Source organism: Fodinibius sp. Rm-B-1B1-1 (genome assembly GCF_038594945.1).
Taxonomy (GTDB): Bacteria; Bacteroidota; Rhodothermia; order Balneolales; family Balneolaceae; genus Fodinibius; species Fodinibius alkaliphilus.
This window is the reverse complement of the sequence record NZ_JBCFYD010000002.1, coordinates 532,942-557,659: the sequence shown is the minus strand read 5'-3', so window position 1 is coordinate 557,659 and position 24,718 is coordinate 532,942. Positions and strand designations below refer to the sequence as shown.

Sequence of the window (24,718 nt, the reverse complement as noted above, 5' to 3'; positions counted from 1 at the left end):
GTTAGAAAACATGTTCAAGTATCTCCCTCGAATTTTACTATTTGCAGTATTTGTATTTAGCATTACAATATTTATTGCTGCTATAAATATTCTTGGTGTTTCTAATGTCTCTACATGGGCAACTCTTGTCGCTGTTTTAGCAGTTTTAGCTTCCGTAATTTCTGCTTGGTCAAGTTTTGAAAATGTTGTTTTACAAAAGGAAGCACTGAAACCAGATTTGGAATTGAGTTTTGATTTCAGGAGTCGTTATAGCCTAATTCAATTGTCATTAGCCAATAAAGGTGGTTCTGCAGCAAAAAATATCAAAATTGAATGGGACAATAATATCGTAAATAATAAAGACGAAGTTGTAACTTTTAATAGCTCATCTGAAGACTACGATATTCTTAAACTTTCTCAGGGAGAAGAAATATTGAAGAAAGTAGATGTTCACTTCAGTTTTTTTGAAAAGAATGATCCTGTAGTATTTACTGGAGTTTTAAAATATTCTGATTTGAGTGGAAAAGATTATGAGCAACCATTCCGCTTGAGTGCAGAACACTATAAAGGCACTTTAGTTTACGATAGAGAAGAAATCAAAACTCACTACGAGATGCAGAAATTACCAAAGCTTTTTAAAAAAATTATCAGAGAACTTAAGCAGCTAAACAGGAAACTTGACAGCTTCCAAGAAGACGAACAAACGTAAACTTTGCCTAACCCGCGCATTAAGTGGGACGTGCCTCGCCGTTGGCTGCTGGTTTCGATTTGATCAGTTTCTGCAGTACATTTTAAAACAATTTCAGCGTTGTTTTGCACGCCCCTTATGCGCAATGTCGTTAGGTGTAGAGTAATTTTAAAATCAACTAAACCATCATGAGATACATCAGTTTTCTAATATTTCTGATTCTACTTCCTGGAATTTTATTGGCTCAAGAAGTTGATTCTTTAAATTCAGAAATTAATCAACTCAATCAGAACAAAAATTTGATTGAGTCACAAATTGATTCTCTGGAAACCGAAAGAGAGCAATTAGTTAACAAAATTTCGGAATTAAGAGGTCAAGTCAATAAAATTAAATTAGAAAGTGAGAGAGAAAAAGGAGTTCCTACAAGAATATCTATGATTGGTGGTAGATTAAGAGATAAACCATCAAGCAATGGTAATGTAATTGTCGAACTTGAAGAAAATGACGAAGTATTAATTTATGATTGGTTCCAAAAACCTTATGTGAAAGCATCTTATAATGGTGAAGTTGGTTACATTTCTTATGGGGCTTTAAAAGAGAATAAATTTGTTCGGCAGATTAAATCCCAAATTAAGCAGAAAGAACTTCAGAAAATTCAAGAAAATAATCCTAAACTAGCTCGATTAATTAAAAAATATGGTGAATCAACTGCTAAAAGATTAATAGATGGGGAAATTTGGATCGGAATGACAGACGAAATGGCCAGAGAAGCTCTTGGCAGACCAAATGATGTAAATAGAACAACTACTTCGTATAGCGTAAGAGAACAATGGGTTTATCCAAATGGAAAATATCTTTACTTCGAAGATGGAGTGTTAGATAGTTGGCAAGAATAATCTCTACACCTAACCCGCGCATTAAGGGGACGCACCTCGCCAGGCCTTGCCAACTTTTGGCTTTTTAGCTCTCCGTTCATTATTTATCAACTCAACATTTTTTCGTGCGCACCTTATGCGCAATGTCGTTAGGTAAACTTAAATTGTAATCTAAATTTTCATTCCAGATTGGAAGAACCAAAAAGGCTCACCCCAGAAAAAGACACTCTGAGAGAATTATATCTTAAATCAGGTAATCAATGTGCCTTTCCGAAATGCCAAAATGTAATCATGGACGAAGATGGAGATTATGTTGGAGAAGTATGTCATATTGAGGCTGCCATGCCTGGTGGCGAAAGATTTAATCCTGACCAAACAAATGAAGAAAGAAGAAGTTTTGATAACCTGATGCTATTGTGTCAAATACATCACACAAAAACTAACGATGTAGAAAAATTTCCTGTTGGTCGTCTTAAAATGATAAAATATCAGCATGAGGATAGATATACTTCAGCAGTTGATAAAATATTCAATAGTATCACAGATAAGACAAAAGAGATTAAAGTTGCCCCTCCTGCAAAACTTTCAAAAATAAGTAAAAGCCTCAGTTGGAATCTAAAAGAAGATGAACTTGAAGAAACTGCAAAGGATATTCAAGAATATTTGGATGTCTTAAGTAAAGTACCTGAAAATTCAAGGAGAGTTTATACCATTATGATTGAAAGGCACGAGAAAAATTTCTTCGATAATGTTATAAATCCGGAAGAGTTAGAGGAAGTAACACAAACAAGAGCGGAGAAATTAAAAAAACATATAAGAATTTTAGAAAAATATGATTTGACTACAGATTATTACTTGAACATGGATGAAAAGCCAGAAGTTGAAATAAAGGATTTTAATGACTGGGACATACCAATCCAACTTTTTGAATTCTGTAAAAAAGAAGAAATTGAATTATCAGAATTACTAGTCAATCTAAATTTTAAGCTTCTTGGGTAAGTTTACCTAACCCGCGCATTAAGGGGACGTGCCTCGCCAATTTTTGCCAACCTCTCTTTTTATAGTTACCCTTTCATCTGTAAACAATTTCAACACGTTGGCGCACGCAGCTTATGCGCAAGGTCGTTAGCCGTACAACTTAACAACAATCCTTTATATGAAAGAAATTAATTCTGAAGAACTTGAGGATAATTTAGAAAAATTGCTTAATCCAGATCGCTCCAGCTATGAATTACATCCTCAGTTAAAGATAGCCCAAAACTTCATGCATTACTGTTCTAATTCTATCTATCCCAATAAGATTATTATAAACGATGAATTGGGTTTACTTAGACGTTTTGAAGAAGTTTTTTATGCAATTCAAAGTATAGTTGAAATATTCAGCAAAGAGCTAAATGAAAGAATTTCAGATATTGAATCTAAATTAAACCTTTCTCAAAATATAGTTCGTCTTGGAATGATGAGAGAAAGTTTAAGCCCAACTAGATTTGTCCTATTTCGTAAAATTCAGAGCCAAGACATTGAGCTTCAAATTCCTGAAAGTGGATACAAAAAATTAAATTCTCAATTATTGCTAGACCTTAAGACAGCACTAGAAAGATTGGCTGGAATGTGTGGGGCAGCTTCAAGAGAAGCTAAAAAATGGTGGTTAACAAATGAAGATGTTTTTGTAATTGAGGATTTTTATGATCCCCGTCATATATCTAAAAATTATTTAAAGATACTTGTCGGAAAAATAAAGTCCTCCTTAAACGAAGACGAACAAATTCCAGCCGGTGTTGTCAAGAAACTAACTACTGAATTAGACAACGTTGTAGATGAACTAGAAAGTGATAAAACCTCATGGAATAAAGTTTTTTCAACACTATCTCAAACAGTTATTGTACTTGCAGCCGTAGTAACAATAGCTGCTAATTGTGATGAGGCATTACAAAATGCGAAAACGGCATTTGAATATATCTCAAGTAAATCAGTTTCTGTGCCTAAAGTATCAGAAAATGGATTAAATAATATTCCTAAACTTTCTGGAATTGACGAAAAACATGGAAATAAACCTTCCGATCAAGAGGAGTAGTACGGCTAACCCGCGCATTAAGGGGACGCACCTCGCCTGGTCTTGCCCACTTTTGGCTTTTTAGCCCATCGTTCATTATTTAACAATTCAACATTTTTTCGTGCGCACCTTATGCGCAATGTCGTTAGGTTGCAACAGTTTTAAACCTATGAAAACAAACAAAGCACCACTCAAAACTTCTTTCATCTGGGCCATTTCGGCTGCAATATTGGGTACGATGGTTTGGGCCACAGTTATTTCAATTTTTGAGCCACTACTTCGGGGAGAAACCATTGATCAAATTTTGAGTCTTATTGTATACAGCCTCATTTCAGGAGTATATTTTGGAGGGTTTATCGCTCTAATTACAGTCATTCCGTATTCCTTGCTTTTTTATGGCTTTTTAAAATTAGCTAGCAAAAAACCCTCCATTGATTTTTATAAAAAACAAGTTGTCCTAACCTCATTTCTTTTAGCCCTACCTTTCACCTTGGTTGTTTTCTTTTCATACGTATTACCAACTGGAAATTTAGGTTTTTCATGGTCAGATGGGTTTTCAGCACTTCCTTGGGTATTAATTAGTGCTTGGGCTGGAATACTGCTACCAAGATTTATTATTTCATCATTAAAACCTTCAGGAAATGAAGTTGCAACCTAACCCGCGCATTAAGCGGACGTGCCTCGCCCTTGGCTGCCGATTTTTAGTTCCTCAATTTCTGTAGTACATTTTGTCTTAAAACCACGTTGGTCTGCACGCAGCTTATGCGCAAGGTCGTTAGGTGGCTTCATTAATCATTTACTTATTGAATTAAAAAAATGAATTGGACTGAAACTGAATATAGGTTTACAGCATTCTTTGATCTGATGGGATTCAAAAACTATGTTTTTAGAAATAAACATAGCTATGTGAAAAAGCGGATGGTAAAACTCCACGAAATCATCAATAGTGTTGAAGAACTTGACGAACCATTATCTCAAGGAAAACCTCCAAGAGATTTAATTAAAACTTTAATCTTTTCTGACTCCATACTTTTGACAACTAAAAACAAAAGTAGTGATTCATTATTTTCGATAGTTCTTACAAGCGGATATATAATGGCTCGATGCATGGTCAATCGTATTCCCATCAAGGGTGCTATTTCTTATGGTCAAATCACTGCAGATTTTGATAAATCACTATTTTTTGGGAAAAGCTTAATAGATGCCTATCAACTTCAAGATGAGCTTTTTATGTATGGTGTTATTTTTGACCACAAAGCGGAGAAAAAGATTAATAAAAATAGAAAACAATTATCAGATATAATTACAAAGACAAAAGTACCTACTAAGTCCGGAAATATTTCTCATTTCGCAATAAATTGGACGAAGTTTTTTTCTCTTATTGAAGGTGCTGATCGAATAAACAATTCTATTCAAAGAAAACTTTATGAGCAAGTATCTGGTGAAGCAAGAAAGTATGTTGATAACACCATAGAATTTATTGACCAAGTAAATAATAATGCCACCTAACCCGCGCATTAAGTGGGACGTGCCTCGCCGTTGGCTGCTGGTTTCGATTTAATCCGTTTCAACAGTACATTTTAAAATAATTTCAACGCGACTTTGCACGCCCCTTATGCGCAAGGTCGTTAGGCCACTTACTAACAAGGAAAAAATATTCTCATGGTTAGTACTTCATATCAAATGCATTTGAGGACATATTTGTCCCTCGACTTAATAAAATCAGCAGCCTTCTTTGCTAGAAAAGCTCATGAATATGAGCAGTCAGACAAACCAACAAATCCTAAACAAAAAGTTGATTTTTTAGCGGAGCATAAATCATTTGTGCTTGGTTCTATATTTAAGTCAGTAACATTTTTAGAGGCTTTAATTAATGAAATCTATTGCGACATAAATGAGAATGTCGATAAATTTGATAATGTTAATAAATCAAAGTTGGAACTTATATCTAGATTATGGGACAAAGGAATCCCAAGAACTGCTAGCTATCCAATTTTACAGAAATATGAAATATTTTTGGATTTACTGGATAAAGATGAGTTCAATCGAGGAGTAGAATTTTATAGCAACGCTAAATTCTTAATTATTTTAAGAAATGCTTTAATTCATTTTGAACCAGAAAGTATTCTAGCAGATGTAACTCCTCCTTCCGATCCCAAAGACAAGCACAAATTTGAGAAGTATTTGAAGGGTAAGTTTAATGAAAATCCATTTACAGGAGATGGAAATCCCTTCTACCCTGATAAATGTCTAGGTCATGGATGCGCTGAATGGAGCGTAAAATCTTCTTTAGAATTTACCGATGTGTTTTTTAAAAAAATTAATGAAGAGCCAGACTATGATATTATAAGAACATCCCTAAAAACAAAGAGCTAGTGGCCTAACCAGCGCATTAAGCGGACGCACCTCGCCCTACCCTGCCGACCTCTGGCTTTTTAGCTTTTCGTTCATTATTTATCAACTCAACATTTTTTCGTGCGCAGCTTATGCGCAATGTCGTTAGCCATACTTCTCAAACACTAAATTTGTCCTAATGCAAAAAGAAGAAATTGATAAGACTTTTTTAACTCATGCAGCTAGTATTCTTGGAGAAACACACTCTGGCTTAAGTGGTTCAGAAATAGTAGATAAGACTTCCAAATATGCATTTGAATATAATGTCGAATTGCCCCATTCTGACTATCCATTTAAAGGGATCATTAATAAAAGAACAGCCTTAAAAGACAACCTTGAATGCTTTACGCCTGCCCAACAGTTTAAAATAATCAAGGATATTTGTGAATTAGAAAAGTTTCAAAACAATTCAAAAGCTAAAGATCTAAAAATAAAACTCATCTCTAGGTATTCTCATTTTTCCGATGGATTAGATGATTCAAGTGTTAATGAGATACTTATTGAAGAAACAACCCATTGGCTCAAAGATTATCCCAAAGCATTAAAAATTTATGAGCGTGCGCTGACAAAGTTTGAGAATGATGCTTTTGAGAGAAATACCCTAGATGATTTACGTTTATCACTCGAAATATTACTAAAGAGTATCTTTAATAATAATAAATCCTTGGAGAACCAGATTTCTAATGTAGGTAACCATCTTAAAACAAAAGGTGGTTCTCCTGAGCTAAGAAATATGTTCGTCAGACTAATTAATTATTATACTCATTATCAAAATTCATATGTCAAGCATGATGATGCTGTAATTGAAGAGGAAATTGAATTTATATTTGAGATAACATCGTCATTTATGAAGCATATCATAAGAATGTCTTAAAACAAGTATGGCTAACCCGCGCATTAACTCGGACAGGCCTCGCCATCTCCTTGCCTCCCTTTCATTTATTAGTTAATCTATCGTTTTAAAGCTAATTCAACATCCCGGCGCCTGCCGGTTATGCGCAATGTCGTTATACGGTCTAATAATCTTTTCAATCATTTTAATTAATCATTATGGCAACTATTCAAGATTTAATTCAACAACTCAACGATGGTTCACAAAATTCTCAAAATGCTGATGATATAGAAGCGTCACTCGGATTAGATTCAGGAAGAACAGCAGAACCTACTCGAAATCTAATTAGAGAAGCTATTCTCGATAATAATATACCAATAGGAAGTAATAGTAATGGTTATTTCTTAATTGATTCAGAAGATGAACTTAAATCGGTTTTGCAATCTCTTAAAAGTAGAATCGAAGGTTTAAAGGAACGAATAGATTCACTTGAAGAAGGTTGGAAAAGACGTGAAGAATCTAGAGATGATGGTAACAATTGGCCAAAATGAAGTACAATAAATATTATACCGTATAACCCGCGCATTAACGCGGACGCACCTCGCCAATTCTTTGCCGCCTTTGGTTTTAAAACTCATCTTTCGTTAGTTGCTAATTCAACAGTAAAACGTGCGCCGGTTATGCGCAAGGTCGTTATACCCACAAAATTAGCTAGATAAATGTCAAAAACTCAAAAAACACTCATAGCTATCTCTCTGATATTTTTTGCTGGCTTGGGTGTTCTTCTCATTTATCAGTCTTATGCTAAACCTGGAAGTCAATTTGTTTCTAATATTGGATCCTATTCAAATGTAATACTTGCTGGCTTAACGCTTGTGTATGTATTTCTGACATATCTGATTTTAAGATCTAATAATCAATCTATAAAAGAACAAAATCGACCATACATTGTGGTTAGTTTCCCTTACATAAATCACAGACTTGATTTAAAAGTGAAGAATATTGGAAATAGGCCAGCAAAAAATGTCTCCATTTCTTTTGATCCAGATTTGTCAGCAATGTTTACAGAATCCTATCGGGAATCTTATAAAAACATGATAACACAGAAATTTATGCCGCCAGGTTTTTCTGCAAATGATATGATTGGTATATCATTTGATACCATGAAAACAGAAAAGGAAAATAGAGAAATTAATGTGTCTGTTGAATATGAAGATTTAGAGAACAACGAGTATTCGCATGATTATGAAATTCACGTGCATAATTATTTATACTCAGATAAAGTTGTTACTCGAGACAAGCGATATCAATTAGAAAAAATGAGAGAAGCGATGGAAAAAATTCAAAAGTTACTTAAGAATAAATTACGGTAATTAGTGGGTATAACCCGCGCATTAAGGGGACGCACCTCGCCAGGGATTGCCAGCTTTTGGCTTTTTAGCTCTTCGTTCATTATTTATCAACTCAACTTTATTATGTGCGCACCTTATGCGCAAGGTCGTTATACCGACTTTTTAATCCAATAAATCAAGAAGTGTTATGAAACCAATACCTAATTTTGCAATCTTATTTTTAGCTTTCTCAGTTTTGACCAGTAGCTGCTCCGTATTCAGTGCGGAAGAAGAAAATCCTACTGTTCAATTTTCCTCTTCTCCTCAACATGACAAACTATTGAATGAAGGTAGAATTAAAATACAAGTTGGCGAAAGTAGCCAAGAGATTACATTAACTGATAATCAGCCTAAATCACAAAACAAAACCGTACCATCTGGGACTTTTTCCTTTGCATTTAGCTTTTCAAAGTATGATACCACCAAACCTATTAGCCAAGGGAATGCAAAGATAGATCTCGAAGTAGACAAAAATTATAGTATTTCATTTGGTTCTTGGAAAGTTGATACTACATCTGAAGATTATCTGAGTTACGGTGGATGTTTTGAATGTCTTAAATTTAAATCATTCAGCATTAATCACTCTGCACTAGATTCTACATCTTCTTTATTCCACCATCGTCTACTTATTACATTCTTCGATTAAGTTTATATGTCATGTTTACTTAAATCCTTGTATAAATATAAGTCGGTATAACCCGCGCATTAACGCGGACGCACCTCGCCTATTCGTTGCTGCTCTTGGTTTTAAGTCTCCTCTTTCGTTAGTTGCTAATTCAACATTAATTCGTGCGCAGGTTATGCGCAATGTCGTTAGGTGTATTACTCAGATTGGGAAGATACGGTAAATTCCCTGACAGTCGATTTACTGGTAGGTTGCTCTGATATCCAAGCATATCGCCCTGGTTCTAACTCTACAGTAAAATAGGCAGTATTACCTCTTGGCATTTCATGTGTACCACCTATGAACGTAGCCGGAGCTGGATCCTCCGCTGTTGAAACGAGTCCTTCAGCATTGTTAAAGTCAAGCCAATATATAATGTCCTGCAGATCATCATTTTTGTCCAACTTAGCAATATGTACATCTCGGGCAATCATCCCAGGATTCTCTTCATCAAAATTTACTTTAACCAAATGGTTACCGGGGGTAACCTCACCAGTAATATCTAACCCGTTGTCGTTTGTTGTTATTTCAATTGTGGGTGATTGCGGTGGGTTGGCATCCGTTGTATCAGAAGTGACATGTAGATCTTTGGTCATTCCTTTCTTCCAATGAAAGGTACCGTCAGCCGTTTTTATATAACATTCCATCACGTAGTTGCCGGGTCTCATAAAAAGTGTGGCTTCGGTAGTTTTGCCGGGCGAAACAAATCCTGGACCCCCGCGAAAAACGATATCGTTAAACCAGTCAGGAAGTTTTGAAAAGACTGCCTGAGCCGAATCATTTTTACCCTCCATTAGCAAATAAGAAGATTCCTGAAATACCGGACTCACTTCTGCCAAAAGGTCCTCGCTCATCTTACCTTCAGGTAAGTAGTCAAAAAACAGAAAATGTACCATCGGACTTAGATTCGCAAACTTAAAAGTAGTCCAACCTGCTGATATCGTATCCGTATCGGTTTTAAATAAATGGCGATCACTTTCGGGTTCGTAAATAGCACTTACTTCCACTAATGCTGGTCCATTTACTGATGTATTACTACTCTCTTGCTTTGCTTTTGATGTATCATTACTATCTTGCTTATTGGTACAGGATAGAAAGCCTATTAATAGTATACCTAAGAGTACTCCTTGATAGTAATATTTCATAACAATGATTTTTTAACCCCTCCCATTTAAAAATATTTACAAAAATTAAGAATAACCTGCAATTATATTCATTAATTGGTCCTGTCATAAAAATACACCTAACCAGCGTGCATTAAGCGGACACGCCTCGCCAGGTCTTGCCCTTTTCTGGCTTTTTAGCTTTCCGTTCATTATTTATCAACTCAACATTCATTCGCGTGCAGCTTATGCGCAATGTCGTTATACCCCCTACTGCAACAAACCTTCGTTATTTTATCGTTTCTACCAATTCCCCATCTTCATATCGTTCTTGCATGGTAATATTGCCCTCTTCATCATATTCCGTCAAAAGTCCTTGCTTTACCTGGTCTCCAGTGTAAGAATGTTCAACTGAAAGCTGCCCATTCTTGTACCACAAGCGAACATGACCCATTCCGTCTTTGCTTTGCGTAGGTGGGACATTTTCATAAACTAAAATCCCATTTTCATACATTTCCTTAAGGTGAGGCTTATTTAGATATATACCATGCTTTTGTCGAACAATATCTCCGTCATCATAGTAAATGACAGATCCCGTTTGTATCCCATCTTCAAAAAACTGCTTCATATGCAGACTGTCTGTATCGGAGTAATAAATCTTTCGCGTTCCCATGAAGGGCTCTCCGGAGGAAGTGTAATGAGTACCTAAAGGCTTCTCAAGTTTTTTATCACGCTTGCCGTCCAAATGAAGTTCAACATTACTGTAAGTTGTCTCCGGATATTGAACCTTGTTTTCAGCCTCTTTACAACAGAACGTAAGCAAGACCAGGATTGGTAGGAGCAGTGCGGTATTCAAAATTGATCGGAACGGTGAATAGTGTCGATACATCATTTGAAGCCTCTTTTTTAAAATGAACAGGTAATCAGCTGGTTAACTATGGTTAATTGTTAATTGTATTTTTTTCTCTTGAAGCTATAATCACTTTTACAAAAGTAGTGTATAAAATTAAACTTCCAAACTAACATACAATAGCCGATTTTTCCGAATCCCTGCATAAACGTCTGAGAGGATTGTCCCATAAATAAGGTTTGGGCAAATCGGGTGTATAACCCGCGACGCCTCGCCAGAGCTTGCCAACTTCTGGCTTTTTAGCTCATCATTCATTATTTATCAACTCAACATTCGTTCGTGTGAAGCTTATACGCAAGGTCGTTAGGCATTATTCTAAATAATGAACTTTTTTTTATAAAATTTGCAATCATCTATGAAGGATAAGAAATTTGTCGGAAATTGTTTCGGACCTTTCATTGGAATAATTATCTATCAATTGTTATTTGATTTTTCTGACCTATTCCAAAGCTATTGGACAAGCTTTTTCGTGGAAATTTTGATCATGAGTTTTTTTGCATTTGGTGGTATAATGCTCATTGAATTTTTGGGCAAAAATATTTCCCTCTTTCAGACTAACGAACAAGAAAATGCCTAACCTGCGCATTAAGCGGACACGCCTCGCCAAAACTTCACCTTATGCGCAATATCGTTAGGCTGCTTAGGGATTGTATTAACAGTAGCTCCCAACTTAATCTGATATACTTACTATCGCTTTTAAAATTAAAATTGATGTGTTTCTGAGTAATCTTTTTATCTAATGGTGCAATATTAAACCACAATTAATTTTGTTATGAAAATATTTGTTAGCTCACTTTTTCTTTTGTTCTCTTTAAGCCTATTGAATCAAGAAGTAGTTTTTCACCACCCAATTCAAGAGGATGAAGAAATTGCTTCTCCATTCGGTCCAAGAACACATCTTAATTCAGGAGAACAAAGATTTCATTCAGGCATTGATTATCTTGTTCCTGTTGGTACAAAAATTTTTGCCTCTACAGAAGGTATAATCAAATTTGTAGGCATAAAAGATTTCTATGGTAATATGATCATTATTGAACACCCAAATAGTTATCAAACTTACTATTGTAATTTATCAAAACCATTGGAAGGATTGTCATCAGGTCAAAAAGTAAAAGCATCAGAACTCATAGGTTACTCAGGTAAATCAGGAAAAGCTATAACTGCAGGTTTTCATTTTGAGATAAGAAAAGATGGAAACCCTATTGATCCTGCTAAATATCTCAAAGAGTAATAAAACAATTAACTTTACCAGTAGGCTAACCCGCGCATTAACTCGGACATACCTCGCCTATTGGTTGCCGCCCTTGGTTTTAAAACTCATCTTTCGTTAGTTGCAAAATAAATAGAAATTGCGTGTGCCGGTTATATACAATGTCGTTAGGCAGCTCGATTTTATAATTGCCAGACATCTATCTGCTTTTATTAATTACTCTGTTTCACCATAACCAAAAATGTTACCTCTTTATGATGCCAAATATCTTATCGGGATATGAATTAGTATTCCTTATCGATGTCGCCTTATCTCTCCTGGCGGGTTTTAGTATTGGAGCTGAACGAGAATCCAGGGGCAAAGATGCAGGAATAAGTACCCACAGCTTGGTCATTACAGGTGCTATGCTTTTTACTTTTTTATCGATGAGAGTAGATCCTTCCTCACAATCCCGTATAGCAGCACAAGTTGTAACGGGCATTGGCTTTTTGGGTGCGGGATTAATACTCAAAGAAGGTGCAACAGTAAAAAATCTAACCACGGCAGCCAGTATATGGTTCGCGGGAGCAATCGGCATGACCTTTGGGTTTGGATATCACGTTATTGGAATCATTGCCACTGTTATTTCAGGTATTATTCCCAGGCTAGCTCACCTTAGCAGAAGAAATCAAAGACCGAAAGAAAATAAAGATTGAACCTTAACTTACGGTCTACTTTTTATTGCAATCCATTCCAACTAGGTTCTTTATCTGAAAACAAACCTAAAGATAAAACCTATTTATATTTTTCTATTTGAACTCTACAGCTACCTAATCCGCGTATTAAGCGGACACACCTCGTCAAGACGCCCCTCTTGGTTTTATTGGTTACTTCGTAGATATCGATGTCAGTTCGTTTAGAAGAGCCTTCCAAAGCCCCTTTTCTATATAATATTCAAAAATATTTCATAGGCCTGTAACATTTTTCCCTTGGCGCTTGTCTAAAGTATAGCATTCGTCATTAACTAAAACCAAACCCGAATACTTATGGACCCCCATATAACCGTCACCCTTATTTTTATCGCTTTTCTGCTTACCGCTTTTCTAACCCTGGGATTTTTTGTGTGGTATACCATTCATAAATCCAAGGAAAAAGAGCGGATTGTTCTGCTGGAAAAGGGATATGATCCCAAGGATATACCGGACCGGAATATGACCAATTTTTCCGGGTTAAAAATGGGATATGTAGTAACCAGCATGGTTATCGGCTTGACGATAGGCCTATTCCTTGAAGAAGTATTTGAAGCTGCTCCTGTAATTGGCATGTTCCTGTTTGGAGGAATCGGATTAATAATTGCCCATAATGTGGACAAGTCAAATGGCAAATCCTGAACATGTCAAAAGGCAATTTAAAAAAAGTTCTGGAGGGGGATTATGAGGCGTTTCGCCTTATCATCAGAAAGCATAAAGATGATGCTTTTACCCTCGCCATGTCGGTTGTAAAAAATGAGACATTGGCCCAGGATGTGGTTCAGGTTGCTTTTATCAAAGCCTATGACAAGCTGGATACATTCAGAGGGGAGTCCAAATTCTCCACGTGGTTCTATCGGATTGTTATTAATGAGGCTTATAATCGACAAAAGAAGCAGAAGAAAAAAGCTCAGCCCCTGGAGAGTATATCCCAAGATAGTATACCGACAGAAGAGCTCAATGAAATCTTTTCAAAGATAGAAAAAGACAACCAGCGGTATTTTATAAATGAGGCCCTGATGAAGCTTCCGGCCGATTACAGCTTGGCGTTGCGCCTTTTTTACCTGGAGGAGTTCAACCTGAAGGAAATTAGCGAAACAACCGGCTGGACCAATGTCAATACCCGTGTGCTATTGCACAGAGCGCGAAAAGAAATGAAAAGTGTGCTGACCGAATTGTTAAAGTTAAAAAAAGAGGATCTATACTGATGAAACAAACAGAAGAAGATTTTTTTCAGGATCTGATTTCCCAAAGCAAGCTTACGGTACCCGACTCCGACTTTGAGGACAAGGTGATGATGCATATTCAGGAGGCCAAGGCCACCCAGCAGGAATCCATACCGAGTGGGATCAAGATGTCATGGGTGCTTTTCACACTTACCGTCATTCTTGGTGTGGTCAACTCCCTGCTACTGCATCAGATGCAGACGTTTGCCCTGGGTATCTCCCCGAGCATGGCAAAGACGGTGTTTGACTTCCTGCTTATTCTATTTGTGATCATGCAACTGGATACGCTGTTAAGAGCCACATTCCGTTACACCAATATAAACCTTGTCAATCAACTCCGAAGAAAAACGTAATCAGACAAATCATGGAACTAATTAACACGGTTTTGAACACTAACACAGTTTAAAAGAGCACCTTACTAAAGCTGATATCACCATATAACCCGCGCATTAACTCGGACAGGCCTAGCCATCTCCTTGCTCCCCTTCCATTTATTAGTTAATCTTTAGTTTGTTAACTAATTCTACATTCTAGCGTCTGCCCCTTATGCGCGTCGTCGTTATATGGCTCAATTTCTAAGTAATCATCTATTCGGATCAACGTGTAAGCCTATAAAAGGAATTATTATTAAAAATTCAGCAAATGCGTGTTATTAAATACTTTCTTCTTGCTACAGTTTTAATGCTTTCTACGAATTCATATGCCCAAAATGGTGTATCTGAAAATGAACAAAAAAATAACTTTCAGGTAGGTTTATTCTATTCAATAAACACCAATTTAAGCGGAGATATTGAATTAAGTGATGAGATTGGATATAGAACTAAATATAATAGAAATAACTTTACTGCTGGATTAGACTTGCAGTATTCGATCATTAAAAGTTTGGCTTTGCAGTCCGGGATGAGTTATTCTAACAGAGATTTTTCGGGAACGTATTATTGTAATGTTTGTGATTTTATGACGCCTCCCCAACAGGAAGAAATAAATCTTCGATTCATACAAGTTCCTACTGCACTCCGATATTCAAATTATTTCAACAATCTTGGTTTCTTTGGGAAAATAGGTGTCCTTACTCAGCTTGTGATCGAAGAACCAAATAATAATGAATTTTATGAATTAGAAACTAACTCTTATTCCTTGAGTGGAATCTTAGGAGCTGGAATAGAGTATAAGTTCGGCGGTGCTTTTTCGACCGCACTATCAACAAATTATGCAAATGGATTAACACAAATTTTTGAAGACGCAGATTATTCATATAAAACTTTGGGTATTCAGCTTGATCTCTCTATTGAATTATAAAGTTAGTCATCAGCGCCATATAACCTGCGCATTTACGCGGACACACCTCGCCAATTCTCTCTATCCCCCTTGGTTTTAAGTCTCTTCTTTCGTTAGTTGCTAATTTAACATCTATACGTGTGTAATTTAGTAGTCAGATCGTTATAGGACTCTTAGAATTTGACAACAAAAAAACAACTAAAGAACCAGATGAAGCTCAAAACAATACTAATCATCCTTCTTTTTACTTTCCATAATGTTGCAAACGGACAATCGGCCCATGAGGCATCAAATATCGGCAAAGTTGGAATCACCATTTCATCTTTAAGTAACAATGACGTTACATATTTTAAAGATGTTGTGGGATCAGCCGGTTATAATGGGAAAAACTTTTTCTCAATTGGACTTAATTATATTCATCCATTGAAAAATTGGTTAGAAGTTGAGACAGCAGTAGAATATTCTGAGTTTACGATGGAAGTAAATCCTCCATTCTATCCTGGTATTAATAATGAATCTTACAATACAGAAGTCGCTCTTTTAGATATTCCTGTCACTTTGCGAGCTAATTTTTTGGAGTATTTCTATGCTAACAGTGGTGTTTTATTAGATATCGATGTTAGTAATTCCAATGCTATTGACGATCAATCTGGAATAGGTGGCACATTTGGCGTTGGTGCTAAATATGATTTGGGTTTTGGGGCTTCCATATTTATAAATCCTTATTTTAAAATGCACTCAATTATTCCCTTTTCACAAGAAGGGTCAATGCATCAACGATTAACAGAATCCGCCATTCGATTTGGATTTACCTACCAATTATAATTTTAGAAATGTAACTTACTTCAAACTGTTGAGAAAAGGCTTCGCAAAAATATTTGGAAGTACCCAACTCCGAAGAACTAAAAAACTCCTAAACCAACAATCACCAAACCAAATTTCTTATATCAGCTACATCACATTTATAATTTCCACTAAGATTATAAATCTTACCTCAAAAATATTGCAACAGTTTAACTCTTCATACATAGCACATAAAATACCCTGCTTCCGGCCTCCCCATATCGCAAAGTAAACCAAATGTTACATGCCAAATCCATGTTTACGGTATATAATCAAACACCTATAACAGCTTATGAAAAACATAGTTAGCCTTTTAATATGGATTTTAGTCTGCAGCCTTGCTGGAATCTTTGCTGCTCAATTTGAGCCGGGGGTATGGTACGAAGCTCTACAAAAACCTGTCTGGACCCCACCGAATTGGGTTTTTCCTGTTGTCTGGCCCATCCTTTATATCATGATGGGAACTTCTGCCTGGCTCATTTGGCGAATGGATTCTGTATCTCTGACCGACTATGAGTTTAAATGGTTTTTTATCCAGCTCATTTTGAACGCACTTTGGTCCTGGCTCTTTTTCGGTAAACAATATATTTCGACGGGATTAGCTGAGATTTTATTACTTTGGATCGCCATTGCTTTTACCATACTTTTATTTGGAAAGAAAAGGCGATCCGCCGGACTATTACTCATTCCGTATTTTCTATGGATAAGCTACGCCTCAGCGCTAAACTTTGCGATCTGGCAACTTAATTAAATTCAGCTATAAAAATTTTGAACCAAGAGTATGATTATATCATTGCGGGAGCCGGTGCAGCAGGCCTTTCCTTGGCCTACAAAATGCTCCACCCTTTTTTTGATGATAAGCGCATCCTTGTTGTAGATGAGTCGCTGAATCCTTCTCACAACAAAACATGGTGCTTTTGGGATAATAAAACGCCTCCCTTTGCTGATTTAATGTACCGCCAATGGAACAACGCAGAAGTTAGCATTTCAGGCAAACGGATCAAAAGCCCTCTCAACGAATATACCTATTATTGCCTGCGCAGCATAGACTTCCAAGAACAGATACTCCGCAGATTAAAGAAAGAGTCACGCTTTGATTTCCTTGAAAGTACTATAGAAGACCTTTCGGTTTCCTACGGAATCCCTATTTTACAGACCAAATCCAATTCATATCAAGCAGAATTTATCTTCCAAAGCTGCTTTAGCCCCTGGAATAGTAGTACCGACCAACCTGATTATCCATTGCTACAACACTTTTTAGGATGGGAAGTAAAAACCACAAAACCCGTCTTTGATGATGCTTTTTTTACATTGATGGATTTTGACGACACCTTCGACGAAGGTATCGCCTTTATCTACTTGCTACCCTGGTCCAAGACCTCTGCCCTTATTGAATACACTATTTTTTCCGATGAATTGCTATCAAGAGAAAAGTATGAAGAAAAAATTTCTATCTACCTCAACAATAGATACAATCTTAAACCCATTGATTATAAGATAACACGTACAGAATTTGGGGAAATCCCAATGAAAGATCGTCCTCATAAACCTTGGTATGATACCCGAATATTAAACATAGGCACCGTAGGTGGGGTCACCAAACCATCCACGGGATATACCTTTTCCCGAATTCAAAAGCAGACCGACCAAATCATTCGAGATTTACAAACAGACGAAAAACCCAACGCACATTCTCCATCAAAAACAAGATTTAAAGCTTATGATTTATGGCTTCTACAAATCATTCATGACCACCCATCAGAAGCATACCATGTGTTTAATCAACTATTTAAAAACAATTCGATGGATGCCATTTTCAGCTTTTTAGCTGAAGAATCTGCTATTACAGATGATTTTAAGATCATGAGTAGCGTTCCATACACTCCTTTTTTTAGAGCCATCTGGCAAACAAAAGAACGCCTCTTGGAAATTTAGGTATCATCTTCAGGAGAGTCAGCGACCTCATACGCCATGCGGTTCCCAAGCAAATACCCGTATGGTTTAAGTCCATCAACCTGGTCAAATACACATTTTAGAATCCCTAAAAATGGTACGAATAAAATCATTCCCGCAATTCCCCATAATTGTCCCCCAATTACCAACGCAACTAAGGCCATAAAGGGGTTAATACTCACTTTTGAACCAATAATGTTGGGAGTGATAAAATTCCCTTCCAAAAATTGCACTACCGCAAATACGGCTATTACGCCAACTGGATTTAGTAACGAATCAGTAAACAGGAGAGCAAAAATAATAGCCGGCAAACTTCCTATAATAATCCCAATGTAAGGAATAACAGCCAATATAGCCGCAAAAGTTGCAAAAAACAGCACATGCTCAATACCAACAATCCATAATCCAATTGCATTTAACATGGCCAGTATAGAAATAACCGTTATCATCCCTACAATATAATTTTGAGTCACACTTTGAATGCTATCCATCACAGAATCAATAGCATCATTTTGTCCTTCAACAGAGCGATGCAGAAAAGTGCGATACATTTTTTTGTAGTACATCATAAAAAAGACAAAGAACGGTAAAAGCCCTACGGTAGTGAATACGCTTGTCGTAGTTCCCAAGATACTGCTTATATATTCCCCACTTTTATTGATGCCTGTTTCTAAACCACGCTCCAAGAATTGAACTTGTCGCTCGGGAGCAAGATTAAACGTTGTCTCAAAAAACTGGATAACATCATTGCTCAAAGATTGAAGTTTAGTATTTGCTTCCGGCAAACGATCAGCAAATTGTACCAGCTGAATGGAAAGCAGTGACAAAATTCCACCTAATACAATGGTCATAAGTACCATACTGGTGATAATAGCTACCACACGATTAACCTTATACTTTTGCAACCAAGCGCTAATGGGTTCCAGTAACATAGCAATGAGTGCAGCAAAAGCGAGCGGCATTAAAATAAATTTACCATACAAAAATACTACAACTATTAAGACCAGCCCAATCAATATAGCCGTTCCTTTTAGCCAGATAGGATATGTATCACTCATAAATGAACTCGTTATTTATCGGATAATTGATCGGTAATATCTTTAAGCGGTGGATCATAATCTTCTTGAAAGATTTCAAAAGGAACGCGGTTCCCAACCTCTTCCTTAACATTACTATCCTCGATTACCTCCTGATAGGTTTCATAACAATCAAGGGCCGCTAAAAACTTATTGTAATCTTCTTCATTTGCTTCCACCCAGCAATCGATATCTTCCTGTTTGGATGATGTGAGGTTAAACTTTCCCTCTCCCTGCTTATCGCTAAAATGGGTAAAAAAGGCTAATCTTTTGGGATAATCGTACCCTTCTCTTTTCATATCACAATACACGCTCTTTACCACGGCATGACTTACCAAATGATCTTCAAAACCACTAATTCCATGTACTGCGTAGGTCACGAGCACATCCGGTTGAATTTTTTCTACTTGGCTTCGAATTACTTCCTGGATATCAGCAGGATCCATCTCCTTTAACCCACTATCTGGCAGGTCAAAAACAGTCATACCGTTTAAATCCAACACTTTTTCAACGCACTGCATCTCCTTATAACGGATTTCTCCCATCTCTTTTTTGCTGATGCCCAGCCGAAATCGCTGTTTCGTTGCCTCACCCCTGGTAAGGGTAAACAAGTATACCTCATGCCCTTTTCTTCGCTGTGTAGCAATGGCCGGTGCAGGACCAAATGATTCATCATCGGGATGGGGAAATACATACAATATCTTCATAGCAAAATCATTTAGAGATTCAAATCACTTGCATGATGTTAATCATAATTTTGCTATCACAAAACCTGAATCTCTCCTTACAGTTTAAGAGAACCAAACCGAGAATTGCTTAACCTGCTGCAGACTCAATCATAATCTCCTCTTCATCCAGAGCGGGGTTTTCAACGGGTTCATCACTTTCAATCTTACCATCACGCAAGCGAATAATTCGGCGGGCATGCTGAGCAATTTCAGGCTCGTGCGTAACCACAATAATGGTATTGCCCATCCGGTAAAGCTCTTCAAAAAGCATCATAATCTCATCACCGGTCTGTGTATCGAGATTCCCCGTTGGCTCATCAGCCAATAGAATAGAGGGATTGTTGACCAGAGCCCGGGCAATAGCAACACGCTGACGTTGTCCACCGGAAAGTTCATTAGGTTTGTGATCTATGCGATCCCCTAACCCGACGCGTTCCAACGTTTTTGCTGCACGCTCGTGTCGTTCAGCTGTTTTTACCCCAGAATAGATTAAAGGCAATTCTACATTTGACAGACAATCGGTGCGTGGTAGCAGATTAAACGTTTGAAAAACAAAACCAATTTCTCGGTTCCGTACTTCGGCTAAATCGGAATCATCAAATTTACTTACATCTTCCCCATTTAAAATATAGGTTCCCGAGGTAGGAGTATCCAAACATCCGATTAGATTCATCAATGTCGATTTCCCAGATCCGGACGGACCCATAATCGCGATATATTCATTCTCCTGCACCTCAAATGAAACACCGTCGAGGGCTCGCACTTCTTGCGAACCCATCGTATAAATCTTTGTTAAATCCTGAACCTGAATTACAGATTTTTTCATACTACTACAGATTAGTTTGAAGCCATCTGTCCAAACCGATTATTATTTACATTCACCTCATCGCCATCTGACAATCCCTGTGATAACATACGATAACTACCCGTAACTACTTCTTCACCTGCTTCAATACCTGATAATATTTGTATATGTGTATTATCACTAATGCCCGTTTTTACTTCCTTACGCACGGCTTTACCATCTTCCACAACAAATACAACCTTTCGCATATCTTCTTCCGGTACTACTAAATCTTGATCAACGTCCGTGGTATCACTTTGGGTAGTATCCGCAGGTGTTTCCCCGGCAAAATCACGAACTGTAACAGCTTGTATGGGTACTGAAATCACATTTCGTGCCGTTTCAGTTTGTACATCCACCGCAGCCGACATACCTGGTTTAAACGAAGGCACAAACTCATCTTCGGTCATCTCGGATGATTCTTCCCGAACCATTTCTCCGTCCCCCACCATATCAAGATTATGTGGAGTAGCCACCCTGATTTTCACTTCGTAATTTGTAACCTGTTCGTTAGTTCCTTCTCCAGAAATTTCAGCAGAGTTGGCAATTTCTGTTACTACGCCCTTAAAAACACGTTCGGGATAGGCATCAACTTCAATATTCGAGGTATCTCCTACCGACACATTTACAATATCATTTTCATTAACCTCAACCTGTACTTCCATCTGGTCCATTTTTGCAATTCGCAACAGCTCCGTTCCGATGGATTGCGTATTACCAAGAACACGTTCCCCTACTTCAACTGCTAACTTGCTAATGGTACCATCACGCGGAGAGCGAATGATCGTCTTCTGAAGTTCTTCTTTGGCCTGTTCCAGTTGGGCCTCACTACTTTGTACCTGGTATTTGGCCGCGTTGAAATTAGCCTTTTGTGCTTCATAATTAGTCTCAGACTGAACAAATTCTGTTTTTGAAATAGCTTCCCTTTCGTACAGCTTTTTATTCTGCTCATACACCGATTCTGCTTCTAACAAGGAAGCACGGGCCTGTTCAAGTCGTGCTTTTTGGGTCAATAACATCGCATTGGTTTCATCAATTCGAGCTTGATAGATGTCCGGTTTTATACGAACCAAAAGCTCTCCCTCTTTAACATAATCTCCTTCTTTAACCGGGAGCTCTATAATTTCTCCTGATACCTCCGGCCGCATTGTGATCTCTACCTCGGGCTGTAATTTGCCCGATGCTGAAACAATTTCGGTTATCGTTTTTAGCTTTACTTCCGTCGTTTCAACATCTTTGGCAGCCGTTCCGCCGCCCATCCATCCCATTGACTTGCCAACAACAGCACCGAGTCCAATTAGAATAACAAGACCGGCAACCACATACAGTAATTTTTTTGTACTTGATTTACTTTTACTCATAGAAGAATATTACCCTTAATTTAACGTCATTTCTTGATCCATTTTACCGATGTAATAGTCCAATAGTTTCTCCTGGAAAATGAGATTATATAATGCACTTGCCAGATTCGATTGCGCCTCAGTATACCGGGCACTGGCATCACTAAGTTCAATAAGAGTGCTTGAACCAACTTCGTAACGCTGTTTTTGAGTTTCATAACTACGTTCAGCTGCCCGTAATGCTTTTTGTGATGATTCTAATCGTTTGACATATGAACGGTAATCATTATAAGCTTGACGCACCTCTTCACGAACTGCATACTCTTGATCCCGAAGGTCAAGTTGTGCATTCTTAAAATTAACTTGCGCTTGCTGAACACTTAACCGTTGGTTCCAGTTGTTGAAAATGGGAATGCTTATTGAAAAACCAGCAAAACGAGAAATCCGCTGGTCAAAAAATTGGTCACCAAAATCTATCGGACCAATTTGATTTGTCTCCGGATCAACAGCACGATACAAGTCTTGATACGAAGTAGAAATACCCGCACTTGCCGTAACTGAGGGATACAGATCATATTTTGTTTGTCTTAAATCATTCCGCAATGTCTCAATTAACAGTTCCTGGGATCGCAAATCTTTCCTGTTATTAAGAGCACGTTCAGTAAGACTTTGTAGATCTAACTCAGTTGTTGAAACATCTTCAACATCAACCTCTGGAGTGGCAAACTCATAGGTTTCAAGAGGCTCAAGCTGTAAAGTTCTAATTAACTGAGTTCGACTGATCTCTAATGCATTTTCTCTATTAATCAGTTCAAGCTCATTACTTGCTACCTGCGACTCTTGATCATACAGATCAACAGAGGGTCGAGAGCCAACTTCAACCTGAGCCTCCACTTGCTCAAGCTGTTGACGAGAAGCCTCCAAATTTTCTTTAGCAATTTCTACTAACTGTTTGTCCAGCAAAACTTGCAAATAACTACTTGCAGCATTAAAAATAACACGTTCGCGGGTACGTTCTAATGAGTTTTTTTGACGATCTACATCTTTCCGACTGTTTTGGAGCGTAAGAATGTTTCTAAACCCTTGAAATATTGGGATACTGGTATTTATAGAACCGCTTATAGAATTACTGGTAACCTCTTCGAAACTAACTTCACTTTCAATAAACTGTTGACCTACTGTTTGGCGGCCACTTAGTGAAGCATTCAGCGAAGGTAAAAAGTTCGCTTTTGCACTAAACTCTTGCTCTTTGGCAAGATCTAAATCATTCGAAGCCTGTTGTAATTCAATGCTATTTTCCAGTGCAATATCTATTGCTTCTTGCAACGAGATTTTTTGCACTTCCTGGGCGTGAGCTGTAAAACTCAACAACACGAATACTACAATTAAACTTATGCCTTTACGCATGTCTTACTTGTTTTGTGATTTATAATTGGGATGGTTACACGAACTATGATACGAATTGTTACAAGGCAATTAGATAATTTTACGTAAAAAATTTAAAAATCTATCTAACTTGCCGAATCCTCATCATGATCTGAAGGAAGGTGTTCATCAACTTTTTGCTCCAACGTGCGCTCAACATAATCGGTGGCAAAGTTAATAGCTTTACGAGTAGCAAGTCTTTTCAACTCTGATAAAAGTGCTCCTGAAAAATCGTTCCCCGTGCCAGAATCAGATGATGTGGATGAATTTTTGTTTTTATGACCGAGAAGAAAACCTAACAAAGCAGAACCTCCTACGATGGGCAGGGGATATTTCCGAATTATATTTTTGGGGTCCAAGTTGGAACTCACATCCTCTTTTACCCTGTCAATTGAATCATCCAGCTCACCCTGAATTTTATTCAATTCCTTTTCCAGCTCCTGCTTCTTTTTCTCTAACTCATCTACTTTCTTTGCTGCCATAATAATGTCTTAATCTTCTTTAGATTGTGAACGAACATCTTTTTCAATTTGAAGCGGCTCTTTAGAACTTTCCCCATTTTGTTCAATTGATTTTAATACTTCATCCTCAAAACGCTGTTGGATCTGCTCAAAAACACTGTTCGGCTTTAGGTATAAAAACATAAGTCCCACCAGCAATAAAGGAAGTGAAACCAGTACATACCCCAAACTACGACTACTTAATACATCTCCAAGGTAAATAGCCAACGCAAATAGTAAAAAACAGACGCCACCCAATAATAAAAAGACGCCAATACCACGCTGCACGGAAGCAGCCATTAATCCCGAAACTAATTCTCCAAGATTGAGCATCGTCAGCTCAATGCGTTTTTCAAGATATAATTTTAAATCAGCGGTAATGGTTCTAAGACGATTACCTAACTGATCGGATTTTTTTTCACTGCTCATATTAATCTTCGGAACTCAAAAGTTTGCCTACGATATATCCAATTAATAATCCGCCGGCTACACTCTTAACCGGGTGTTTTCGAACTAAGTTTTCTGCTCGTAACTTTAACTCCTCAATACGCTTGGCCAGCTCTTCATCCTCAACGATTTTACGTCCACGATCAAGTGCACTGTCAAGCTCTTCATTTAAATTCTCTAAAATTTCTTCGTCCATAGCTTCATAATCTTGTTAAGTTCATATGCGACATC

At 37.4% G+C, this 24,718-nt stretch carries 31 protein-coding genes; 21 read left to right on the top strand and 10 right to left on the bottom strand.

What is annotated here, in order from left to right; genetic code table 11:
* Positions 1–10 precede the first annotated feature (10 nt).
* The 11 genes from AAFH98_RS09730 to AAFH98_RS09680 all read left to right on the top strand — a co-directional run bounded on the left by AAFH98_RS09730 (position 11) and on the right by AAFH98_RS09680 (position 8,858).
* The gene (locus tag AAFH98_RS09730; protein ID WP_342522512.1) at positions 11–688 is read left to right on the top strand and encodes a hypothetical protein; all 678 of its coding nucleotides are present in this window, start codon (positions 11–13) and stop codon (positions 686–688) included.
* 167 nt (positions 689–855) lie between these two features.
* Entirely contained in the window at positions 856–1,563 is a 708-nt protein-coding gene (locus AAFH98_RS09725) for a DUF948 domain-containing protein (RefSeq protein WP_342522511.1), read from the top strand.
* A 168-nt stretch (positions 1,564–1,731) separates the two neighbouring features.
* Positions 1,732–2,541: a hypothetical protein gene (locus AAFH98_RS09720; RefSeq protein WP_342522510.1), complete on the top strand. Its 810-nt coding sequence runs from the start codon at positions 1,732–1,734 to the stop codon at positions 2,539–2,541.
* 157 nt (positions 2,542–2,698) lie between these two features.
* On the top strand, positions 2,699–3,616 hold the full coding sequence (locus tag AAFH98_RS09715; protein WP_342522509.1) for a hypothetical protein: 918 nt from the start codon (positions 2,699–2,701) through the stop codon (positions 3,614–3,616).
* 148 nt (positions 3,617–3,764) lie between these two features.
* A complete protein-coding gene (locus tag AAFH98_RS09710; RefSeq protein WP_342522508.1) occupies positions 3,765–4,253 on the top strand; it encodes a hypothetical protein in 489 nt (162 codons plus the stop codon).
* A gap of 158 nt (positions 4,254–4,411) precedes the next feature.
* On the top strand, positions 4,412–5,104 hold the full coding sequence (locus AAFH98_RS09705; RefSeq protein WP_342522507.1) for a hypothetical protein: 693 nt from the start codon (positions 4,412–4,414) through the stop codon (positions 5,102–5,104).
* Positions 5,105–5,257: 153 nt separating this feature from the next.
* Positions 5,258–5,971 carry a hypothetical protein gene (locus tag AAFH98_RS09700; RefSeq protein WP_342522506.1) on the top strand — a complete coding sequence of 238 codons (714 nt, stop codon included), beginning with the start codon at positions 5,258–5,260 and terminating at the stop codon, positions 5,969–5,971.
* A gap of 157 nt (positions 5,972–6,128) precedes the next feature.
* Positions 6,129–6,863: a hypothetical protein gene (locus tag AAFH98_RS09695; protein WP_342522505.1), complete on the top strand. Its 735-nt coding sequence runs from the start codon at positions 6,129–6,131 to the stop codon at positions 6,861–6,863.
* A 176-nt stretch (positions 6,864–7,039) separates the two neighbouring features.
* Positions 7,040–7,372 carry a hypothetical protein gene (locus AAFH98_RS09690; RefSeq protein WP_342522504.1) on the top strand — a complete coding sequence of 111 codons (333 nt, stop codon included), beginning with the start codon at positions 7,040–7,042 and terminating at the stop codon, positions 7,370–7,372.
* Between the two features lie 168 nt (positions 7,373–7,540).
* Positions 7,541–8,194, top strand: coding sequence for a COG1361 family protein (locus tag AAFH98_RS09685; protein ID WP_342522503.1), 654 nt, complete (start codon positions 7,541–7,543; stop codon positions 8,192–8,194).
* A 166-nt stretch (positions 8,195–8,360) separates the two neighbouring features.
* Entirely contained in the window at positions 8,361–8,858 is a 498-nt protein-coding gene (locus AAFH98_RS09680; RefSeq protein ID WP_342522502.1) for a hypothetical protein, read from the top strand.
* A gap of 176 nt (positions 8,859–9,034) precedes the next feature.
* On the opposite strand, the gene AAFH98_RS09675 is transcribed toward AAFH98_RS09680, so the two are convergent.
* Together AAFH98_RS09675 and AAFH98_RS09670 are read right to left on the bottom strand one after the other, a co-directional pair.
* Entirely contained in the window at positions 9,035–10,021 is a 987-nt protein-coding gene (locus tag AAFH98_RS09675; RefSeq protein WP_342522501.1) for a hypothetical protein, read from the bottom strand.
* A 247-nt stretch (positions 10,022–10,268) separates the two neighbouring features.
* Positions 10,269–10,871 carry a toxin-antitoxin system YwqK family antitoxin gene (locus AAFH98_RS09670; protein WP_342522500.1) on the bottom strand — a complete coding sequence of 201 codons (603 nt, stop codon included), beginning with the start codon at positions 10,869–10,871 and terminating at the stop codon, positions 10,269–10,271.
* 373 nt (positions 10,872–11,244) lie between these two features.
* On the opposite strand from AAFH98_RS09670, the gene AAFH98_RS09665 reads away from it, so the two are divergent.
* The 10 genes from AAFH98_RS09665 (at position 11,245) to AAFH98_RS09620 (ending at position 18,109) form a co-directional block, all read left to right on the top strand.
* Positions 11,245–11,466, top strand: coding sequence for a hypothetical protein (locus tag AAFH98_RS09665; RefSeq protein ID WP_342522499.1), 222 nt, complete (start codon positions 11,245–11,247; stop codon positions 11,464–11,466).
* A 195-nt stretch (positions 11,467–11,661) separates the two neighbouring features.
* The gene (locus AAFH98_RS09660; RefSeq protein WP_342522498.1) at positions 11,662–12,120 is read left to right on the top strand and encodes a M23 family metallopeptidase; all 459 of its coding nucleotides are present in this window, start codon (positions 11,662–11,664) and stop codon (positions 12,118–12,120) included.
* Between the two features lie 233 nt (positions 12,121–12,353).
* The gene (locus AAFH98_RS09655) at positions 12,354–12,794 is read left to right on the top strand and encodes an MgtC/SapB family protein (RefSeq protein WP_342522497.1); all 441 of its coding nucleotides are present in this window, start codon (positions 12,354–12,356) and stop codon (positions 12,792–12,794) included.
* A gap of 330 nt (positions 12,795–13,124) precedes the next feature.
* The gene (locus AAFH98_RS09650) at positions 13,125–13,469 is read left to right on the top strand and encodes a DUF6249 domain-containing protein (protein WP_342522496.1); all 345 of its coding nucleotides are present in this window, start codon (positions 13,125–13,127) and stop codon (positions 13,467–13,469) included.
* Between the two features lie 2 nt (positions 13,470–13,471).
* On the top strand, positions 13,472–14,035 hold the full coding sequence (locus AAFH98_RS09645; RefSeq protein WP_342522495.1) for an RNA polymerase sigma factor: 564 nt from the start codon (positions 13,472–13,474) through the stop codon (positions 14,033–14,035).
* Positions 14,035–14,406: a hypothetical protein gene (locus tag AAFH98_RS09640; protein ID WP_342522494.1), complete on the top strand. Its 372-nt coding sequence runs from the start codon at positions 14,035–14,037 to the stop codon at positions 14,404–14,406. The genes AAFH98_RS09645 and AAFH98_RS09640 overlap by 1 nt, the downstream gene beginning before the upstream one ends.
* Before the next feature lie 289 nt (positions 14,407–14,695).
* Complete coding sequence (locus AAFH98_RS09635; protein ID WP_342522493.1) at positions 14,696–15,352, top strand: outer membrane beta-barrel protein; 657 nt, start codon at positions 14,696–14,698, stop codon at positions 15,350–15,352.
* A 189-nt stretch (positions 15,353–15,541) separates the two neighbouring features.
* Entirely contained in the window at positions 15,542–16,156 is a 615-nt protein-coding gene (locus tag AAFH98_RS09630) for a hypothetical protein (RefSeq protein ID WP_342522492.1), read from the top strand.
* Between the two features lie 310 nt (positions 16,157–16,466).
* The gene (locus AAFH98_RS09625; protein ID WP_342522491.1) at positions 16,467–16,925 is read left to right on the top strand and encodes a TspO/MBR family protein; all 459 of its coding nucleotides are present in this window, start codon (positions 16,467–16,469) and stop codon (positions 16,923–16,925) included.
* Between the two features lie 17 nt (positions 16,926–16,942).
* Positions 16,943–18,109, top strand: coding sequence for a lycopene cyclase family protein (locus AAFH98_RS09620; protein WP_342522490.1), 1,167 nt, complete (start codon positions 16,943–16,945; stop codon positions 18,107–18,109).
* On the opposite strand, the gene AAFH98_RS09615 is transcribed toward AAFH98_RS09620, so the two are convergent.
* The 8 genes from AAFH98_RS09615 to AAFH98_RS09580 all read right to left on the bottom strand — a co-directional run bounded on the left by AAFH98_RS09615 (position 18,106) and on the right by AAFH98_RS09580 (position 24,683).
* Positions 18,106–19,185 carry an AI-2E family transporter gene (locus tag AAFH98_RS09615; RefSeq protein ID WP_342522489.1) on the bottom strand — a complete coding sequence of 360 codons (1,080 nt, stop codon included), beginning with the start codon at positions 19,183–19,185 and terminating at the stop codon, positions 18,106–18,108. The two genes, AAFH98_RS09620 and AAFH98_RS09615, sit on opposite strands and share 4 nt — an antisense overlap.
* Before the next feature lie 11 nt (positions 19,186–19,196).
* The gene (locus AAFH98_RS09610) at positions 19,197–19,910 is read right to left on the bottom strand and encodes a PIG-L family deacetylase (RefSeq protein WP_342522488.1); all 714 of its coding nucleotides are present in this window, start codon (positions 19,908–19,910) and stop codon (positions 19,197–19,199) included.
* A gap of 109 nt (positions 19,911–20,019) precedes the next feature.
* Entirely contained in the window at positions 20,020–20,757 is a 738-nt protein-coding gene (locus AAFH98_RS09605) for an ABC transporter ATP-binding protein (RefSeq protein ID WP_342522487.1), read from the bottom strand.
* 11 nt (positions 20,758–20,768) lie between these two features.
* Positions 20,769–22,136: an efflux RND transporter periplasmic adaptor subunit gene (locus AAFH98_RS09600; RefSeq protein WP_342522486.1), complete on the bottom strand. Its 1,368-nt coding sequence runs from the start codon at positions 22,134–22,136 to the stop codon at positions 20,769–20,771.
* 15 nt (positions 22,137–22,151) lie between these two features.
* Positions 22,152–23,522, bottom strand: a complete 1,371-nt coding sequence (locus AAFH98_RS09595; protein WP_342522485.1) for a TolC family protein — start codon at positions 23,520–23,522, stop codon at positions 22,152–22,154.
* Positions 23,523–23,626: 104 nt separating this feature from the next.
* Positions 23,627–24,022 (bottom strand): hypothetical protein, encoded by a 396-nt coding sequence (locus AAFH98_RS09590; RefSeq protein WP_342522484.1) that lies wholly within the window; start codon positions 24,020–24,022, stop codon positions 23,627–23,629.
* Positions 24,023–24,031: 9 nt separating this feature from the next.
* Positions 24,032–24,469, bottom strand: a complete 438-nt coding sequence (locus AAFH98_RS09585; protein WP_342522483.1) for a phage holin family protein — start codon at positions 24,467–24,469, stop codon at positions 24,032–24,034.
* Between the two features lies 1 nt (position 24,470).
* Entirely contained in the window at positions 24,471–24,683 is a 213-nt protein-coding gene (locus AAFH98_RS09580; RefSeq protein WP_342522482.1) for a hypothetical protein, read from the bottom strand.
* Between the last annotated feature and the right edge of the window lie 35 nt (positions 24,684–24,718).

What these genes read in the sequence shown, in the direction of transcription:
- AAFH98_RS09595 (WP_342522485.1), bottom strand. Translation starts at nt 23,522, where the DNA reads ATGCGTAAAGGCATAAGTTTAATTGTAGTATTCGTGTTGTTGAGTTTT.
- AAFH98_RS09645 (WP_342522495.1), top strand. Translation starts at nt 13,472, where the DNA reads ATGTCAAAAGGCAATTTAAAAAAAGTTCTGGAGGGGGATTATGAGGCG.
- AAFH98_RS09580 (WP_342522482.1), bottom strand. Translation starts at nt 24,683, where the DNA reads ATGGACGAAGAAATTTTAGAGAATTTAAATGAAGAGCTTGACAGTGCA.
- AAFH98_RS09670 (WP_342522500.1), bottom strand. Translation starts at nt 10,871, where the DNA reads ATGATGTATCGACACTATTCACCGTTCCGATCAATTTTGAATACCGCA.
- AAFH98_RS09685 (WP_342522503.1), top strand. Translation starts at nt 7,541, where the DNA reads ATGTCAAAAACTCAAAAAACACTCATAGCTATCTCTCTGATATTTTTT.
- AAFH98_RS09725 (WP_342522511.1), top strand. Translation starts at nt 856, where the DNA reads ATGAGATACATCAGTTTTCTAATATTTCTGATTCTACTTCCTGGAATT.
- AAFH98_RS09615 (WP_342522489.1), bottom strand. Translation starts at nt 19,185, where the DNA reads ATGAGTGATACATATCCTATCTGGCTAAAAGGAACGGCTATATTGATT.
- AAFH98_RS09705 (WP_342522507.1), top strand. Translation starts at nt 4,412, where the DNA reads ATGAATTGGACTGAAACTGAATATAGGTTTACAGCATTCTTTGATCTG.
- AAFH98_RS09715 (WP_342522509.1), top strand. Translation starts at nt 2,699, where the DNA reads ATGAAAGAAATTAATTCTGAAGAACTTGAGGATAATTTAGAAAAATTG.
- AAFH98_RS09730 (WP_342522512.1), top strand. Translation starts at nt 11, where the DNA reads ATGTTCAAGTATCTCCCTCGAATTTTACTATTTGCAGTATTTGTATTT.
- AAFH98_RS09610 (WP_342522488.1), bottom strand. Translation starts at nt 19,910, where the DNA reads ATGAAGATATTGTATGTATTTCCCCATCCCGATGATGAATCATTTGGT.
- AAFH98_RS09640 (WP_342522494.1), top strand. Translation starts at nt 14,035, where the DNA reads ATGAAACAAACAGAAGAAGATTTTTTTCAGGATCTGATTTCCCAAAGC.
- AAFH98_RS09635 (WP_342522493.1), top strand. Translation starts at nt 14,696, where the DNA reads ATGCGTGTTATTAAATACTTTCTTCTTGCTACAGTTTTAATGCTTTCT.
- AAFH98_RS09625 (WP_342522491.1), top strand. Translation starts at nt 16,467, where the DNA reads ATGAAAAACATAGTTAGCCTTTTAATATGGATTTTAGTCTGCAGCCTT.
- AAFH98_RS09600 (WP_342522486.1), bottom strand. Translation starts at nt 22,136, where the DNA reads ATGAGTAAAAGTAAATCAAGTACAAAAAAATTACTGTATGTGGTTGCC.
- AAFH98_RS09710 (WP_342522508.1), top strand. Translation starts at nt 3,765, where the DNA reads ATGAAAACAAACAAAGCACCACTCAAAACTTCTTTCATCTGGGCCATT.
- AAFH98_RS09680 (WP_342522502.1), top strand. Translation starts at nt 8,361, where the DNA reads ATGAAACCAATACCTAATTTTGCAATCTTATTTTTAGCTTTCTCAGTT.
- AAFH98_RS09590 (WP_342522484.1), bottom strand. Translation starts at nt 24,022, where the DNA reads ATGGCAGCAAAGAAAGTAGATGAGTTAGAGAAAAAGAAGCAGGAGCTG.
- AAFH98_RS09605 (WP_342522487.1), bottom strand. Translation starts at nt 20,757, where the DNA reads ATGAAAAAATCTGTAATTCAGGTTCAGGATTTAACAAAGATTTATACG.
- AAFH98_RS09700 (WP_342522506.1), top strand. Translation starts at nt 5,258, where the DNA reads ATGGTTAGTACTTCATATCAAATGCATTTGAGGACATATTTGTCCCTC.
- AAFH98_RS09665 (WP_342522499.1), top strand. Translation starts at nt 11,245, where the DNA reads ATGAAGGATAAGAAATTTGTCGGAAATTGTTTCGGACCTTTCATTGGA.
- AAFH98_RS09675 (WP_342522501.1), bottom strand. Translation starts at nt 10,021, where the DNA reads ATGAAATATTACTATCAAGGAGTACTCTTAGGTATACTATTAATAGGC.
- AAFH98_RS09660 (WP_342522498.1), top strand. Translation starts at nt 11,662, where the DNA reads ATGAAAATATTTGTTAGCTCACTTTTTCTTTTGTTCTCTTTAAGCCTA.
- AAFH98_RS09650 (WP_342522496.1), top strand. Translation starts at nt 13,125, where the DNA reads ATGGACCCCCATATAACCGTCACCCTTATTTTTATCGCTTTTCTGCTT.
- AAFH98_RS09690 (WP_342522504.1), top strand. Translation starts at nt 7,040, where the DNA reads ATGGCAACTATTCAAGATTTAATTCAACAACTCAACGATGGTTCACAA.
- AAFH98_RS09630 (WP_342522492.1), top strand. Translation starts at nt 15,542, where the DNA reads ATGAAGCTCAAAACAATACTAATCATCCTTCTTTTTACTTTCCATAAT.
- AAFH98_RS09695 (WP_342522505.1), top strand. Translation starts at nt 6,129, where the DNA reads ATGCAAAAAGAAGAAATTGATAAGACTTTTTTAACTCATGCAGCTAGT.
- AAFH98_RS09655 (WP_342522497.1), top strand. Translation starts at nt 12,354, where the DNA reads ATGATGCCAAATATCTTATCGGGATATGAATTAGTATTCCTTATCGAT.
- AAFH98_RS09585 (WP_342522483.1), bottom strand. Translation starts at nt 24,469, where the DNA reads ATGAGCAGTGAAAAAAAATCCGATCAGTTAGGTAATCGTCTTAGAACC.